Origin of the sequence: Noviherbaspirillum album, from assembly GCF_035916955.1 — a bacterium.
Classification (GTDB): Bacteria; Pseudomonadota; Gammaproteobacteria; order Burkholderiales; family Burkholderiaceae_D; genus Noviherbaspirillum; species Noviherbaspirillum album.
In genome coordinates this window covers 79150-94935 of sequence record NZ_JAWIIV010000022.1, presented here as the reverse complement: position 1 = coordinate 94935, position 15786 = coordinate 79150, and the positions used below count along the sequence as shown (strand labels likewise).

At 58.8% G+C, this 15786-nt stretch carries 13 protein-coding genes and 1 pseudogene; 8 read left to right on the top strand and 6 right to left on the bottom strand.

Features of this window, described 5'->3' with window-relative positions; translation table 11 throughout:
- Together RY831_RS22110 and RY831_RS22105 are read right to left on the bottom strand one after the other, a co-directional pair.
- Positions 1–128 (bottom strand): annotated as a pseudogene (locus tag RY831_RS22110) (branched-chain amino acid ABC transporter permease); the annotation flags it as partial.
- Between the two features lie 94 nt (positions 129–222).
- The gene (locus RY831_RS22105) at positions 223–1467 is read right to left on the bottom strand and encodes a branched-chain amino acid ABC transporter substrate-binding protein (protein WP_326508540.1); all 1245 of its coding nucleotides are present in this window, start codon (positions 1465–1467) and stop codon (positions 223–225) included.
- 143 nt (positions 1468–1610) lie between these two features.
- Between RY831_RS22105 and RY831_RS22100 the strand changes: the two genes are divergently transcribed.
- Positions 1611–1748 (top strand): hypothetical protein, encoded by a 138-nt coding sequence (locus RY831_RS22100; protein WP_326508539.1) that lies wholly within the window; start codon positions 1611–1613, stop codon positions 1746–1748.
- 8 nt (positions 1749–1756) lie between these two features.
- On the opposite strand, the gene RY831_RS22095 is transcribed toward RY831_RS22100, so the two are convergent.
- The 4 genes from RY831_RS22095 to RY831_RS22080 all read right to left on the bottom strand — a co-directional run bounded on the left by RY831_RS22095 (position 1757) and on the right by RY831_RS22080 (position 6336).
- A complete protein-coding gene (locus tag RY831_RS22095; protein WP_326508545.1) occupies positions 1757–3004 on the bottom strand; it encodes a branched-chain amino acid ABC transporter substrate-binding protein in 1248 nt (415 codons plus the stop codon).
- 102 nt (positions 3005–3106) lie between these two features.
- The gene (locus tag RY831_RS22090) at positions 3107–4759 is read right to left on the bottom strand and encodes a 3-(methylthio)propionyl-CoA ligase (RefSeq protein WP_326508544.1); all 1653 of its coding nucleotides are present in this window, start codon (positions 4757–4759) and stop codon (positions 3107–3109) included.
- 121 nt (positions 4760–4880) lie between these two features.
- Entirely contained in the window at positions 4881–5468 is a 588-nt protein-coding gene (locus tag RY831_RS22085; RefSeq protein WP_326508538.1) for an HD domain-containing protein, read from the bottom strand.
- Positions 5469–5559: 91 nt separating this feature from the next.
- Complete coding sequence (locus RY831_RS22080) at positions 5560–6336, bottom strand: class II aldolase/adducin family protein (protein WP_326508537.1); 777 nt, start codon at positions 6334–6336, stop codon at positions 5560–5562.
- A 151-nt stretch (positions 6337–6487) separates the two neighbouring features.
- On the opposite strand from RY831_RS22080, the gene RY831_RS22075 reads away from it, so the two are divergent.
- The 7 genes from RY831_RS22075 to RY831_RS22045 all read left to right on the top strand — a co-directional run bounded on the left by RY831_RS22075 (position 6488) and on the right by RY831_RS22045 (position 15767).
- Positions 6488–7291 (top strand): Crp/Fnr family transcriptional regulator, encoded by an 804-nt coding sequence (locus RY831_RS22075; RefSeq protein WP_326508536.1) that lies wholly within the window; start codon positions 6488–6490, stop codon positions 7289–7291.
- The gene (locus RY831_RS22070) at positions 7288–8793 is read left to right on the top strand and encodes a protein adenylyltransferase SelO (RefSeq protein ID WP_326508535.1); all 1506 of its coding nucleotides are present in this window, start codon (positions 7288–7290) and stop codon (positions 8791–8793) included. Before RY831_RS22075 ends, RY831_RS22070 begins: the two co-directional genes overlap by 4 nt.
- On the top strand, positions 8790–9185 hold the full coding sequence (msrB, locus tag RY831_RS22065; RefSeq protein WP_326508534.1) for a peptide-methionine (R)-S-oxide reductase MsrB: 396 nt from the start codon (positions 8790–8792) through the stop codon (positions 9183–9185). Before RY831_RS22070 ends, msrB begins: the two co-directional genes overlap by 4 nt.
- Before the next feature lie 46 nt (positions 9186–9231).
- Positions 9232–9849, top strand: a complete 618-nt coding sequence (locus RY831_RS22060) for a septation protein A (RefSeq protein ID WP_326508533.1) — start codon at positions 9232–9234, stop codon at positions 9847–9849.
- A gap of 33 nt (positions 9850–9882) precedes the next feature.
- Positions 9883–10158 (top strand): BolA family protein, encoded by a 276-nt coding sequence (locus RY831_RS22055; RefSeq protein ID WP_326508532.1) that lies wholly within the window; start codon positions 9883–9885, stop codon positions 10156–10158.
- Between the two features lie 90 nt (positions 10159–10248).
- On the top strand, positions 10249–11025 hold the full coding sequence (locus tag RY831_RS22050; protein ID WP_326508531.1) for a peptidylprolyl isomerase: 777 nt from the start codon (positions 10249–10251) through the stop codon (positions 11023–11025).
- A gap of 1025 nt (positions 11026–12050) precedes the next feature.
- A complete protein-coding gene (locus tag RY831_RS22045; RefSeq protein ID WP_326508530.1) occupies positions 12051–15767 on the top strand; it encodes a hypothetical protein in 3717 nt (1238 codons plus the stop codon).
- The last annotated feature ends 19 nt before the right edge of the window (positions 15768–15786 follow it).

The following is a 15786-nucleotide window of genomic DNA, read 5'->3' as shown; positions in this document are numbered from 1 at the left end:
TAGAAGCTGGCATGCGCGAAGTTGAGCACGCCCATCATGCTGAAGATCAGCGTCAGGCCGGAAGACAGCATGAACAGCAAGAGCCCGTAGCTCAGGCCGTTAAGCAGGGTGATTAATGTGAACTCCACGAGGCAACCTCTCTCAAATTCTTGTACGACCGTACTTTTTTTGTGCAGCAAAAAAGCAGCGCGCCGCACGCGGCACGCTGCCATGACTCAACAATCAGGAAGGACGCTTCATCTGGCAGGAAGTCGGCTGGTTCGCCACATAGCTGTCAAGCTTGACGTCGGTCCTCCAGCCGTAGCCGGTATTCTCCTGGTCAAAGCGGACATCCTTGCCGTCGACCTTGGTCCAGGTTGCGATATAGAGCGGCTGCTGCAGCTGGTGATCGCTCTTGCGCATTTCGACCTCGCCGTTCAGGCTCTGCACTTTCATGCCTTCCAGAGCCAGCGCGACCTTGGTCGGTTCAGTGGACTTCGCATCCTTGACCGCCTTGCCCAGCATGGCCAACGCAGTGTAGGTCGCCATTACATAGTAGTCGTCGTTATGCTTTTTCTTGAAGCCCTCGACGATCTCCTTGCCGACGAATTTTTCATTGTTGGCGTTCCAGTAGCCGACATACTTCACCCGCTCCGCCCCGGCGGGGCCCATCGCGGTCGGCACGCCCGTCGTCGCACCGTAATAGGTGTAGAAGTTCGCGGTCAGGCCGGCATCCTTGGCGGCCTTGATCAGGAGCGCAAGGTCGGCGCCCCAGTTGCCGGTGATGACCGTATCGGCGCCGGAGGCCTTGATCTTGGCGACATACGGCGAAAAGTCCTTCACCTGCCCGATAGGATGCAGGTCGTCGCCGACGATCTGCACGTCCGGGCGCTTGCGCTTGAGGTAATCCTTGGCAGCGCGCGTGACCTGGTGGCCGAATGCATAGTTCTGGCCGATGATGTAGACCTTCTTGATGTTCTGGTCCTTGGCCATGTAGGAGGTCAACGCCTCCATTTTCTGGTCGGAATTGGCGTCGACGCGGAAATGCCAGAAGCTGCACTTGCTGTTGGTCAGGTCCGGATCGACCGCCGCGTAGTTCACGAACAGGACTTCCTTGCCGGGATTGCGCTCGTTGTGCTTGTTGACCGCGTCCACCAGCGCAAGCGCCACGCCGGAACCGTTGCCCTGGACGATATATCGGTAGCCCTGGTCGATCACGGTCTTGAGTTGCGACAATGATTCCTGGGGACTCGCCTTGTTGTCGAAGCCGACCACCTCAAAGGTATGCTCGCCTCCCCATTTCTGGGCATTTGCCATTTCGGCGATGTATTGCCAGCTCTTCAGGCCATTCTGCCCGACCGGCGCGAACGGACCGGACAAGGGATCGATGAAGGCAATCTTCACGTTCTCCGCGAGGACGGCACCGGGCGCTGCGAACGCGGCGGCAAGGGAAAGCGGGATGATAAAGGATTTGAATTGGATAGCCATTTGTCTCTTCCTTATAAATGTTTTGTGTTTACAGCATATCGGCGCCGACATCGGGTGTAAAGCGCGTATGGCAAAGGAATCTATGAGGTATTCGGCATCGCATTAAACTATCCGCGCGAGTCCATTCTGGTGCAGGAGTCCATGTGAACGGGCTCGGCACGCAGCACGGCGCAGGCTCCGGGGTTTCGGAACAGGGCAATCAGGCGATTTCTCGGGAATTATCCGCCGCCACGCGGCAGAATTGCGGCATGGACCGCTTCGGTGCCATGCCGCAGAACTGAGTCGAACGTCAGGACGGGCGGGCCGGACGCTTCATCTGGCAGGAGTGCGGCTGGGTCGCCACGTAGGAGTCGATCTTCTGATCCATGCTCCAGCCGTAGCCGGTGTTCTCCTGGTCATACTTGACCTTCTTGCCGTCTACTTTTTCCCATGTCGAGATGTAGAGCGGCTGCTGCAGCTGGTGGTCGGCGGCGCGCATTTCCACGTCGCCGTTGATTGCCTTGGTCTTCATGCCTTCCAGGGCGAAGGCCACCTTGACCGGGTCGACCGAGTTGGTGTCCTTGGCCGCCTTGGAAACCATCTGCACCACGGTGTAGATATCGCTGACATAGAAGTCGTCGTTGTACTTCTTCTTGAACGCCTCGACGATTTCCTTGCCGGCAAAAGTCTCGTTGTTCGGAATCCAGTACGCGACCTGCTTGACCATGCCGGCCACTGCGCCGCCCATTGCCGTCGGCACGCCCGAGGTGCCGCCGTAGTAGGTGTAGAACTTGGCGGTGAGGCCTGCATCCTTGGCGGCCTTCACCAGCAGCGCGAGGTCGGCGCCCCAGTTGCCGGTGATGACCGAATCCGCGCCCGAGGCCTTGATCTTGGCGACGTAGGGAGCGAAATCCTTGACGGTGGCGATCGGGTGCAGGTCGTCGCCGACGATCTGCACGTCCGGGCGCTTGCGCTTGAGGTAATCCTTGGCAGCGCGGGTCACCTGGTGGCCGTGCGCATAGTTCTGGCCGATGATGTAGACCTTCTTGATGCTCTGGTCCTTGGCCATGTAGGTTGTCAGCGCTTCCATCTTCATGTCGGAGTTGGCATCGAAGCGGAAGTGCCAGAAGCTGCACTTGCTGTTGGTCAGATCGGGGTCGATCGCCGAATAGTTCAGGAAGACGATTTCCTTGCCGGGGTTGCGCTCGTTATGCTTGTTGACAGCATCCACCAGCGCCAGCGCCACACCGGAGCCGTTGCCCTGGGCAATGAAACGGTAACCCTGGTCGATCACGGTCTTGAGCTGGTTCAGCGATTCCTGCGGGCTGCCCTTGCCGTCGAAGGCTTGCACTTCAACGGTATGGTTGCCGGCCCACTTCTGCTGATTCGCCATTTCCGCGAACATGCGGAAGGTATTGAGCTGGTTCTGTCCGATGGGCGCGAAGGCGCCGGACATCGTCTCGATCATCGCGATCTTGATGGTGTCCGCATGCGACGCCGGTGCGGCGAAGGCTGCTGCGACGGAGGCTGCCAAAACGAGGGGGCGAATCTTCTTCATCATGTGTCTCATCCTTGTGTAGGTACGCTTGTTATAACGTCGGTCTTGCGTCGGCCTTGTTCTGCGAAGGCTCTCTTGATGCTGATTCCAGGGCGATAAAGTTTATGCGGTGGGCAGTTTGTACTCCTTGAACTGTTCTCGAATGCGGTTCTTCAATACCTTGCCGGTGGCGCCTATCGGCAACGCATCGACGAAGGTCACGTCGTCCGGTGTCCACCACTTGGCAATTTTTCCGTCATAGAACTGGATGAGTTCTTCCTTGGCGACTTCGGCTCCTGGCTTCTTCACCACGACGAGCAGCGGACGCTCGTCCCATTTCGGATGGAATACGCCGATGCACGCCGCCTGCTGAACGGCCGGGTGCGCCATGGCAATATTCTCGAGATCGATGGTGCCGATCCACTCGCCGCCGGACTTGATGACGTCCTTGCTGCGGTCGGTGATCTGCATGTAGCCATCCGCGTCGATGGTGGCTACGTCGCCGGTCGGGAACCAGCCGTCCTGCAGCACGTCGCCGCCTTCGCTCTTGAAATAGCTGCTGATGATCCACGGCCCCTTGACCAGCAGGTTGCCGTAGGTCTTGCCGTCCCAGGGCAATTCCTTGCCGTCGTCGCCGACGATCTTCATGTCTACGCCGTAGATCGCATGGCCCTGCTTTTCGAGGATGGCCTGCTGCTGCTCGGGCGGCAGGCTCATGTGATGGCTTTGCAGCGTGCCGGCGGTGCCCAGCGGCGACATCTCGGTCATGCCCCAGGCATGCACCACGTCGACCTTGTACTTCTCGCGGAAGGTTTTCATCATCGCGGGCGGACAGGCCGAGCCGCCGATCACGGTGCGCTTGAAGCTGGAGAACTGCAGGTTGTTCTGGCCGACATGGGTCAGCAGTCCGAGCCAGACGGTAGGCACGCCGGCGGAGAACGTCACCTGCTCCTGCTCGAACAGTTCGAACAGCGACTTGCCATCCAGCGCCGGGCCGGGGAATACCATCTTGGCGCCGGTCAGCGGCACCGAATACGGCAGGCCCCATGCATTGACGTGGAACATCGGCACCACCGGCAGCACGGAGTCGCGGGCCGAGACGTTCAATGCATCGGGCATCGCCGATGCGTAGGAATGCAGGACCGTGGAACGATGGGAATAAAGCGCGCCCTTCGGATTGCCGGTGGTGCCCGAGGTGTAGCACAGGCTGGAGGCGGAATTTTCGTCGAACTGCGGCCATTCATACTGATCGGAATTGGCGGCGACAAGCTCCTCGTAGCACTGCAGATTCGGTATCTTGGTCTCGGCCGGCATGCGGTCGCGGTCGCACATCATGATGTAGCCCTTGACCGTCTTGCAATGCGCTGCGAAGGCTTCGACCAGCGGCAGGAAAGTCATGTCGAAGAACAGGTATTGATCCTCGGCATGGTTGGCAATGTAGGCGATCTGCTCGGGATGCAGGCGCGGGTTGATGGTATGCATCACCGCGCCGGAACCGGAAATTGCGTAATACAGTTCCAAGTGGCGGTAGCCGTTCCAGGCCAGCGTCGCGACCCGCTCGCCCATTTTGACGCCCAGTCCGGCGAGCGCATTGGCCATCTGGCGCGAGCGCCTGTGGCAGTCGCGATAGGTATAGCGGTGAATGTCGCCTTCGACCCGGCGCGAGACGATCTCATTCTTGCCGTAGTAACGGTCGGCGTGCTTGATGATGCTGGAAATCAGCAAAGGCTGATTCATCATCTGGCCCATCAATGGGCTCTTCGGAAATTCAGTCATCATGCCTCCTGCCTCGTAGTTGGAATTCTTCTACTTATTGAAGCATGATTTTTGAACGACCGTACTAAAACCGTCAACGACTTTCGATGACGCACTGCACCATCCCTCGCCCGGGCAGGTTTCAGTCGATGGCGGATTTGTAGATCGTATTTTTCGGCTTCGCCATTACGCGCCGCAGCATGGGCTCGAAAAAGTCCAGCGGCAAGGTATCGTAATCCGGGTCGAATGCCGGCGCATCGTACTTTTCGCAGAACTCCAGCGTCGCGTCATAGAACGAGGCGTTGGCGAATTGGTCGCGCAGGTTGCGGTCCGTGCCGAGATGGTGAAAAAAGTAATAGCCCTGGAAGATGCCGTGCTTTTCCACGATGGCGTGGTACTCGGGGCTGACGAATGGTTTTACGATGGCGGCAGCAATATCGGGATGATTGAAGCTGCCGAGCGTATCGCCGATGTCATGCAGCAAGGCGCACACGACGTATTCGTCGTCGCGGCCGTCGCGGTAAGCCCGGGTTGCCGTCTGCAGGCTGTGCGTCAGGCGGTCCACGGGAAACCCGCCGCAGTCGCCGTCGAGCAGGCGAAGATGGGCCAGAACGCGATCGGGCAATGCCGCTGCAAAAGGCTTGAACTCGCGGCCGATGATCTTCCAGTCCTCGGCAGTGCTTTCCTGCATGTCGCGAAAACTTGCGCGGGATTGATCAAGTGTCTCCATGTCTTTCTTCTCGGGAATTAGAAAATCCGGGTTGATGCTGCAAAATGCGCCGGCCGTTCAATCCGGCCGGCGCAGTCTTTCGTTCGGCTGCTCAGGTGCTATAGGAAGGATCGATCCGGTCCAGCCGGCGCAGCAGGCCGGGCCAGGCCAGCATGCCGCCCTTGGACTTGGTCACCGTGCGCGCCTGGTCCTTGGCGCCGCTGATGATTGCCTGTGGAATTTCGATGAGCTCGCCGCCGCCGGCCTGCGCGCGGATCTGGATCATGCAGGCGGCTTCGAAGATGTACATGTTGACGAAGGCGTCGGCGATGGTCTTGCCGACAGTGAGCAGGCCGTGGTTGCGCAGCATCAGGTAGTTCTTGTTGCCGAGGTCAGCGACCAGGCGCGGCTTCTCCTCGTCATTGAGCGCGACGCCCTCGTAGCCGTGGTAGGCCAGGCTGGACAGCACGAAGATCGACTGCTGTGATAGCGGCAGCAGGCCGTTCTTCTGCGCGGAGACCGCGACGCCGTTGATGCTGTGGACATGCAGCACGCACTGCGCGTCGTGACGCACCGAGTGGATCGCGGAATGGATGGTAAATCCGGCCGGATTGATCGGGAACGGCGAGTCCTCGATCTTGTTACCCTGGAGGTCGATCTTGACCAGCGACGAGGCGGTGATCTCGTCGAACATCATGCCGTAGGGATTGATCAGGAATTGGTCTTCGGTGCCCGGCACGCGCGCGGTGATATGGGTGAAGATCAGATCGCTCCAGCCAAAGTCGGCGACCAACCGGTAACACGCGGCCAGATCGACGCGGGTCTGCCATTCCTCTTCCGAGACGCGGTCTCGCAACGAAGGGATGGTCAGCTTTTCAGGGGCGTTCATGATGGGTTCTCCTCTTCTCTGTCAGAATAGAGCGCCGTACCGGGGCTTTGCTGCAGCACGGGCGGCCGGCGCATCACGCAGGGCATGCGTGTTTCCCTTGCAGTATCGTTATAACGCACAGCACAAGACTGTCAACTACTTAACAATCCTTATGCAAAATCACGGTCCCGAGGACATCGACAAAAGCGCCCTGCTGCGCAGTTCGTGGCTTTCGGACTTGCCTGAAGAAATTCTGCAGTCCGCCTTCGCCTGCGCGTCGGTTCGCACCTACAACGATGGCGCATTGATCCATGCGCGCGGCGCCGAGGCCGACGGCTTCTACACCATTGCCTCCGGCGCGGTGCGCTTCACGCGAGCCACTGCCGACGGACATGCATCGATCATCGCCGTGCTGGATGCGCCGAATTGTTTCGGTGAAATCTCCCTGTTCGACGGATTGCCGCGTTCCCATGATGCGCATGCCGCCGGCCAGACCGTCTTGCTGTTTCATTCAAGAACCGATTTCAGGAAGCTGCTTGCAAGTCATCCGCAGATCGGCGAGCGCTTTCTCAGGGTGCTGAGCATGCGCCTGCGCGCCACGTTCGACATGGTGGAAGAAGCCGCCGTGGCGCCGCTGTCGCAGCGGCTTGCGCGCCGCCTGCTCGAGCTGGCACATATCAAGCCTTCCGCGCTGAATGCGGATGTCGATGCGCGCGGCCGCGACGTCCCGCTGACCCAGGAAGACCTCGGCCATCTGCTCGGAAAGTCGCGCCAGAGCATCTCGAAAATCCTGCATGGATGGGAACAAAAGGGGTTGATTCAGACCAAATATGGCCGCATATCGATCAAACAGCCCCAGGCGCTGTCTGCCCTGGCCTATCCGGACCAGACACAGCGCTCCGCCAGATCTTCCCTGTCATCCGTCAGGGAGCAGTCGGACCCGGCGGGCAATTCATCATTCAAGGAAGCATCATGAACGCACCCGCCGATGGCAGGCTCCGCCAACAGGCCGACCAGCTGCCTTTTTCCAATTCCTTTGCCGCGCTGCCGCCGGTGTTTCACACGCGCCTGCAACCGACGCCGGTCCCCGCTCCTTACCTGGTCGGCGCCAGCGCGAATGCGGCCGCGCTGATCGGCCTCGACGCCGATGCATTGGCGCGCCAGGAAGCGGTCGATGCCTTCTCCGGCAATGCGATATTGCCCGGATCCGAGCCTCTGGCCGCGGTTTACTCGGGGCACCAGTTCGGCGTCTGGGCCGGGCAGCTTGGCGATGGGCGGGCGATCCTGCTCGGCGACGTTCCCGCGCGCGACCCCTGGCCGCCCGCGCGGCTCGAGCTGCAGCTCAAGGGTGCCGGCATGACTCCGTATTCGCGCATGGGCGACGGGAGGGCCGTGCTGCGCTCATCGATCCGCGAATACCTCTGCTCGGAAGCCATGGCAGCGCTCGGCATCCCCACTTCCCGCGCGCTCTGCGTCACCGGGTCCGACATGCCGGTCATGCGCGAGACTGTGGAAACCGCCGCAATCGTGACCCGCATGGCCCCCAGTTTCATCCGCTTCGGTTCCTTCGAGCACTGGTTCTACAATGAGCGCAACGAGGAATTGAAGCTGCTGGCGGACCACGTGATCGACCGCTTTTATCCGGCGCTGCGCGATGAAGCGCAACCCTACCGGGCCTTGCTGTCCGAAGTCACGCGACGCACGGCGGATCTGATGGCCCAATGGCAGGCGGTCGGTTTCATGCACGGCGTGATGAACACCGACAACATGTCGATCCTCGGCCTGACGATAGATTACGGCCCGTTCGGTTTCATGGAAGCGTTCGACGCGCGACACATCTGCAATCACAGCGACCACCAGGGCCGCTATTCCTACCAGATGCAACCGCGTATCGGGCAATGGAACTGTTTTGCGCTCGCGCAGGCGCTGCTGCCCCTGGTGGGTGAAGTCGAGGATGCACAGGCTGCGGTCGAGTCCTACAAGCCGACCTATGACGCAAAGTTCAACCAGCTGCTGCATGCGAAACTCGGTCTCCTAGATACGCAGCCGGACGACGACAAGCTGTTCGAAGCGATGTTCGGCCTGATGCAGAACAATCACGTAGATTTCACCCTGTTTTTCCGGCAGCTCGGCAATCTGAAGCTGGAAAACCCGCAGGCCGACGAGCCGCTGCGCGATCTTTTCATCGATCGGCCGGCCTTCGATGCGTGGGCGCTTCAGTACCGCAGCCGACTGCGCCAGGAAAACAGCCGGGATGAAGACCGCAAGGCGCGCATGCATTCGGTCAACCCGAAGTATGTGCTGCGTAACTATCTTGCCCAGGTCGCGATTGAAAAGGCGCAAAATAAGGACTTTTCCGAGCTTGCACGCCTGCTTTCCATCCTGGAGAAGCCTTTCGACGAACAACCGGAAAACGAACAATACGCCGATCTACCGCCCGACTGGGCAAGCACACTGGAGGTAAGCTGCTCATCATGACCACGAAAGTCACCAAGACCGATGCCGAATGGCGCGACATGCTCGATCCCCTCGAGTACCAGGTTACCCGGAAGGCGGCGACCGAACGGGCCTTTACCGGCCAGTACTGGGATCATCATGAACACGGCATCTATACCTGCGTCTGCTGCGGCACGCCGCTGTTCGAATCGGATGCGAAATTCGACTCCGGCTGCGGCTGGCCCAGCTATTTCCGTCCTCTTAACCCGGAAAATGTTTCCGAGCGCATCGATCGGAGTCATGGCATGATACGCACGGAAATTCTTTGCAACGTCTGCGATGCCCATCTCGGTCACGTATTCCCGGACGGACCTCCCCCCACCGGCTTGCGTTACTGCATCAATTCGGCATCGCTGCGTTTCGACCCCAGGTAAGACACCAAGTCAACTTAATCAGTCAGCACGAAAGAGCCCGCGCCCCATGAAGTTTCTGTTCGATCTTTTCCCCGTCATCCTGTTCTTTGCCATGTTCAAGTGGGGGGAGAACAATCCCGAGGCGGCGCAGGGCCTGGTCGACCAGTATCTGTCTGGCTTCGTGTCGGGCACCGCAACGGCGGCGCAGGCTCCGATCATGCTGGCAACGGCGCTGGCCATACTCGCGACGGTCGGTCAGATCGCCTATCTGCTGCTGCGCCGGCGCAAGGTCGATGGCATGCTGTGGGTGTCGCTCGCCATCATTACGCTGTTCGGCGGCGCCACGATCTATTTCCATAACGAGACCTTCATCAAGTGGAAGCCGACCGTGCTGTACTGGGCCTTCGGCGCTGCCCTGGTCATCAGCCAGGTGCTGTTCGGCAAGAACCTCATTCGCCTGATGATGCAAAAACAGCTGGTCTTGCCGGACCCGGTTTGGCAAAAGCTGAATCTTTCCTGGGCTGGATTCTTCGTGGCCATGGGCCTCGTTAATCTGTATGTCGCCTACTCTTTCTCCACGGCATTCTGGGTCAATTTCAAGCTGTTTGGCTTTACCGGACTGATGCTGGGGTTCGTCGTTGCGCAAAGCCTTTTACTTTCCAAGTACATGAAAGACTCGCATTAACTCGCATTAAACAGCGAGTAGACGGAGGCCAAGATGAACGAACGCATGGAACGAATGCACAGCAAGCTGGTCGCAACTTTTGCGCCGCTTGAATGTCAACTCGAAGACGAATCCCATTTGCATGCCGGCCATGCAGGCGCCGCCACGGGCGCGGGCCATTATAAATTGAGGCTGGTGTCAGACCGCTTCACGGGGCTGAACCGGGTTGCCCGCCACCGGCTAGTGTATGATTGCCTCCGCGACATGATGTCCGGCGATATCCACGCCCTGAACATCGTCGCCATCGCACCGTCAGAAACGACTCGCTGAGTCCTGATTCTGAGTCCTGATTACTGGTGCACCCGAATTTGTATCAACCAATTTGTATAAATTATTATTTTCCAATCTAGGAACACTTCAATGACCTTGAAACCTGCTCGCCTGCTGATGCTGCTCGTCGCTGCCCTCGCCCTTCCGGCCACGGCGCAAAACCTCGCCGTTGTGAACGGCAAGCCCGTTCCCTCGTCGCGCGCAGACGCGATGGTCAAGCAGCTGTCCGCGCAGGGCCAGCCTGACTCCCCGCAGCTGCGCGCGATGGTCAAGGAAGAGCTGATCAACCGCGAAATCCTGATCCAGGAAGCCGACAAGCTCGGCCTGTCGAATTCGCCGGACGTCAAGAACCAGGTCGAAATTGCCCGCCAGTCCATCGCCATCCGTGCGCTGGTGCAGGATTACCTGAAGAAGAATCCGGTCAAGGATGCCGACATCCAGGCTGAATACGACAAGTTCAAGTCCCAGGCCGGCGACAAGGAATATCACGCGCGCCATATCCTGGTCGAAAAAGAAGAGGACGCCAAGAGCATCATCAGCAAGCTCAAGGGCGGCGCCAAGTTCGAGGAACTGGCGAAGCAATCCAAAGACCCGGGCTCCGCGGCCAACGGCGGCGATCTCGACTGGGCATCGCCTGCTTCCTTCGTCAAGCCGTTCTCCGATGCGATGGTGGCACTGCAAAAGGGCCAGATCACCGAAACTCCGGTGAAGACCCAATACGGCTTCCACGTGATCAAGCTGGAAGACGTGCGCGCGGCGAAGATCCCGTCGCTCGAAGAAGTCAAACCGCAGATCGCCGAGTCGCTGCAGCAGAAGAAGCTGCAGGCTTTCCAGGAAGACCTGCGCAAGAAAGCCAAGATTCAGTAACGTCTTGCCAGAAAAACTTAAGAAAGCGCTCCTTCGGGAGCGCTTTTTTTATGGCGTTGCGCATAAGGGCTCGCCTCACTTATCGCGGCAGCTCCGGCTGAACTTGAATGAATGCATGCCACGAACGATAGCGTCAATTGTGCGGCCAGCATTCATTTAATACCAGTCGAAACATGGTGGATATGGGATGCCTTTCCTCGTCGCCGCAAGACAGACAGTCAGAACTCGCCGCGCAATTACCTGGGACTCAAGGGATACGGAACGACTTTGCGCTTCCCGAAGTGCGGCTGACGGCATGCGCTCGCCGTCCCGCTTCCAACACCGGCACCCGGCGACGGAGCCATGACCATGATGGCAGAACCGATAGAGCGTGCGATTTCACCTCCTTGAGCATGGAACCGTTTCTCAAGTCGCGCCACTTATCGCTTCGTTACACATTGCCATCGTCATTTTTCGGGAACGAGTGCCAGCACTCCGCCCGTTTTTCCTTGAGGCCTGCCATGCGTTTTTCCATCCCCAACTGTTTTCCCAACTCATTAACGCGCGCATTGAGTTGTTGCGCAGATCCAGACGGGGAATCGCAAGCACCAGTAGCAGTGCAGATGACAACCGTCTCCCCGGCTGTGCCTGGTCAGCCGGTCAGTACGCAACCCGGCCCGACGCATGCGCCAGTCATCCATGCCAGCGACACACCCAGGCCGCACGCGTCCACGGTATCGCTGCTCTCGGCAAGAGCTCGGACTCCCTCCCCGACTCGTGCTTCACAAACGCACCCATCCGATGCGGCTCCACATGCACCGCGGTCCCGCAGCAGGACGCCCAGTCCTGTGCAGCACGCCGAAAATTTCGGTGAAGGCTTCCCAGGCGGCGGCCCGGTGTCAGTAGAACCGCAAACGCGAACCCCATCTCCACGTCATTCACAGCATTCGCCGCATTCACAGCTTCCAGGACTGCCGCAAAACACGCCCTCAGTGCGTTCAATAGTCGAAGACGTGCGGCGCGCCGGTACGCCAGGTCCCGAAGCCTTGACTGACGTCGATACGCAATCTCATACGCCGTCTGATCAGAATCGATCGCGTACACCGCTCCCTTCGAACAACGGTGCGCTTGCTGCGCGTCCGCCCTTGCCACACCTTGATAATGAATTCGCATTGCTTCCGGCACTGCCTGCGAGCCGGCCGTCGACTCCCATTGCGCAGCAACACGAGCTCCCGGTATTTCGCGCGTCCGAAGACATATGGCGTGAGGTCGCGGACGCCGTCGCCAACCCGCAGGAAGCCCGGAATATGGTCCTGGCCTTGCGAATGGCGCACAAGTCATTGCGTGACAATACCAGCGGCATGGCCGACAGTGTGCTGCTGGCCAAGAAACTGGATACCTATGTCCAGGCAATGAAAGACGAACCCTATTCCGACGCCAGCTCGGCAAGGTTTGATATCCTCGTCGACGCACTTATAAAAAAAGCGCTGAAGAAGACCAGATTTCCTGATTCCGACAACTTACCCATTCCTAAAGTCGGCCTTGTCAGTCGGGAAAAGTCCCATTCCGCCATCGCTGCTCCCCGCCTGATCAGGCTCCTTCCTCTTGCCAAACGAAGCGCGGGTTTCCATAGACTGGTCGAGCTGGTTCGGATTGTCGATACAAAGCAGCGCGATCCAGCGTTGAATACAAGATTCCGTGGCCTGAAAAACCCTGCGGTAAAACCGATACTGGCTGCCCGCCTCGCAAGCCAGATCGACTACCTTCCCAACGGCCCGGAGCGCGCCCGTGCCTTCGACAGCATAGCCGGATTAGTCGATGAACTGGGTACCACGGCTGCAGAGCAGGAAATCACTCCTGCTCTGGCGAAACAGATCGCGGTCGTCCTTACCGACGCGGCACGGGCAGATCGATTCAATGCGCTGGCCGATACTATCGACGCCATGGAAAACCCCGCGGCGAAACTTATGCTCGCTACCGGCCTGGCGCGGTCGATGACCCTCCTTAATGAACAGGAGGCGGCCGACGGCTTCCAGCGCATCGCAGCGATGATGGATGACCTCGGGGATGCAAATGCAAAAGCACGGCTTGCCGTTGCGCTGGCCAGTCGGATCATGTTCCTTTCTGTTGAAGATGAACCTGATGTATTCAACGCTCAAGACGGATTCGACCGAATCTGCGACGTCGCTGAGAGCCTCACGGAAACGCAGGCCAAATCCACAGTCGTCACCGCACTCGCCCAGCGAATTTCCGCTCTAGCGCCAGGTCCTCGGCAAAACCTGAGTTTCGAACGCACACTTTCATTGATTCGCGATTTGGACTTGTCGCCTGAAGAAAAAGCATCCCTTACTGCAATTCTGGTTGACCAGATTGCCATGTTCGAGAATGCCGCCGATCGGGAGGCCCGGTATGCACAGATAGTCCAAATAATGAACAGCCTGACGAACTTCGCAGCCGCCTCCATTATTGCAGCCGCACTGGCAAAGCAGATTGGCCGGCATGCCCCTCTCGATCCTGAAGTTGAGGCTGCGCAAGTTCCTCAGCTTGTCGAGGAATGGCGCCGACTGTTGCAGCATGCCACCAATACCATGGCAACCTTGCCGGACGTCCCGGCAAAGGCCAGGATCGCCGTCGCCGTGGCAAGAGCAATCCATCACTTCCCGCTAGCCGCAGAGCGTATCGGCCTGTTTAACAACATGGCCGCAGTAATGGACCGCCTCACCGACCCATCGGCAAAGAGCGACATTGCGGCGGCACTGGCAGAACAGAGCGGTCAATTCCCAGAGCAACACGCCGACATCGTCAACAGGCTGAGTGAGGTGATGAACTCCGCTTCGGACGACGGCAAGGCCAGCATTGCTGCTGCGCTTGCAACGCAAATCGAAAATATCCCCAGCGGCGAGGCCGATCTATTCGGCAGAGTCAAAGCTGTGATGGAGACCATCGCAGATCCTGCCGCGAAGGTCAAGGTAGCCGCAGCGCTTGCGGACCAGCTCGAATTTCTTCCCATCGATCTTTGTGCAGAACAATTCAATGGTATTGCCCTGATCATGAGCGGCCTGAGCGACGCATCATTGAAAGCCAAACTCGTCGTTGCGCTGGCGAGCAATATCTCAAGTCTTAAAGACGATCCAAGCGAGGTGGAAAGCTTCAATCAAGTACTCCGTGAGATTAATAACCTGACCGATCCAGAGGGCGACGCCGCGATTGCTCTCGCCGGGCATATCGGTTCGCTTCCGCCAGACGCGCAACTTGACGCTTTCAGCAACCTGACCGCAACCATTAACGACGCGATCCCATCCGACGGGATCGTCGGTGAGAAGCTGGCGCAACAAATTGCTAACCTGCCTGAAGGCAGGGACCGCGTAGATGCGTTCACATCGTTAGCCAAAAGACTTAATAGTGTGACAGATCCTCAAGGGTTTGCCACTCTTGAACTGGCACGGCGATGGATAGACCTGCCTCCGGATGACAGCCTGCCGGATTCTTTCGGGCACGTGGCCAGAATTCTAGAGGATCTGGCGGACAGTGAGGGAAAGGTCCGATCCATTCAGGAGCTGACTGCGATGATCGATTCCCTCCCGGGAAATGAACGCCGTCTCGAATGCTTTTTACGCTTGGCCGGAGTTATCGGAAATATGTCAGGCGTCGATGCAAGGGCGGTACTGCTCCCGGACCTGATAGACCGCATTGGCGCGCTCACCGGCAGGGAGGGAAGTATCATCGCTTTCAACAGCATCGCCGACATTATCGAGGGTCTTCCACCTTCCGAGTTAACATCGTACGCCATCACGGTGTTAATGGTTCAGTTCGGCCAGCTTGCCGGAGACGGCCATGTCGACGACTTCACCCGCGCTGTCCGGATGAGCGAACGACTTACCGCGCCCGAGGCGAGACGCAATGCGGTCGCGATTTTGATAAATCAGATTGAGAATCTTCCGGCACAAGATGCGCTCGATGCATTCAATCAGGTGGCTGCCATGATTGACAGTCTTGGAGACGTTCCGTCGAAGATGGACACTGCTCTTGCACTCATTGGCCAGATCGCCCTTCTCCCGCCAGCAGACCAGATTGCCGGGTTCAGGCGCAGCGCCGAGGTGGTCAGCCATCTCGCAGATCAGCGGGAGATTGGCGAAGCCGTCGCCAGGTTGTCACGAGAGATCCATCATCTTCCTTTGGGTGCCCGTGACTCTGGATTCAATCTTGCAAGAGAGGTGATCACCCGTCTGACAGGAGTTGTCGGAGCGCAAGGAGGAGCAGCCGCCGTACTGGTGCAACAGGTCAGGCATTTGCCGGAAGAAGCCCGTTTCACCGCATTCAACAGCGTGTTGGAAATCGTCGTTCCATTGAGAAGCGCATTAGCGAAGGGCTATGCCGCGACCGCCCTAGCCGGGCAGATCATGCATCTTCCCGCAGACCTCCGTCATGCCGCATTCCAGCGGGTCGTCGACATCATTACGCCCCTGACCGCTCACGGTAGTCAAGTCAACCCCCACCGGGCTCTGGCTCGGCAGATCTCGCATCTTCCTGAACAGGTCCAACCCGGTGCATTCCATCGGGCCGCGGATATCATCGCAGACCTGGCGGATCCCACGACGCAGGCGGACGCGGCGGTCGCTCTGGCGGATGAGATCCACCGGATGGCAAGAGAAACGCATTCCGGCGGAATTCAATGCATGACTGGATTGATAGGAACCATGACTTCCGTGGAAGGAAGGCAGCGAGTGCAAGACATACTGGATCGACTGGCCCACGCGGCGTAACACAGAACCACCTTGCGTC

Bases quoted from the DNA above. Each gene is read 5' to 3' on its own strand.
- RY831_RS22055 (WP_326508532.1), top strand. From the start codon at position 9,883: ATGAACGAACGCATGGAACGAATGCACAGCAAGCTGGTCGCAACTTTT.
- RY831_RS22070 (WP_326508535.1), top strand. From the start codon at position 7,288: ATGAACGCACCCGCCGATGGCAGGCTCCGCCAACAGGCCGACCAGCTG.
- RY831_RS22050 (WP_326508531.1), top strand. From the start codon at position 10,249: ATGACCTTGAAACCTGCTCGCCTGCTGATGCTGCTCGTCGCTGCCCTC.
- RY831_RS22090 (WP_326508544.1), bottom strand. From the start codon at position 4,759: ATGACTGAATTTCCGAAGAGCCCATTGATGGGCCAGATGATGAATCAG.
- RY831_RS22080 (WP_326508537.1), bottom strand. From the start codon at position 6,336: ATGAACGCCCCTGAAAAGCTGACCATCCCTTCGTTGCGAGACCGCGTC.
- RY831_RS22060 (WP_326508533.1), top strand. From the start codon at position 9,232: ATGAAGTTTCTGTTCGATCTTTTCCCCGTCATCCTGTTCTTTGCCATG.
- RY831_RS22105 (WP_326508540.1), bottom strand. From the start codon at position 1,467: ATGGCTATCCAATTCAAATCCTTTATCATCCCGCTTTCCCTTGCCGCC.
- RY831_RS22095 (WP_326508545.1), bottom strand. From the start codon at position 3,004: ATGAAGAAGATTCGCCCCCTCGTTTTGGCAGCCTCCGTCGCAGCAGCC.
- msrB (WP_326508534.1), top strand. From the start codon at position 8,790: ATGACCACGAAAGTCACCAAGACCGATGCCGAATGGCGCGACATGCTC.
- RY831_RS22085 (WP_326508538.1), bottom strand. From the start codon at position 5,468: ATGGAGACACTTGATCAATCCCGCGCAAGTTTTCGCGACATGCAGGAA.
- RY831_RS22075 (WP_326508536.1), top strand. From the start codon at position 6,488: ATGCAAAATCACGGTCCCGAGGACATCGACAAAAGCGCCCTGCTGCGC.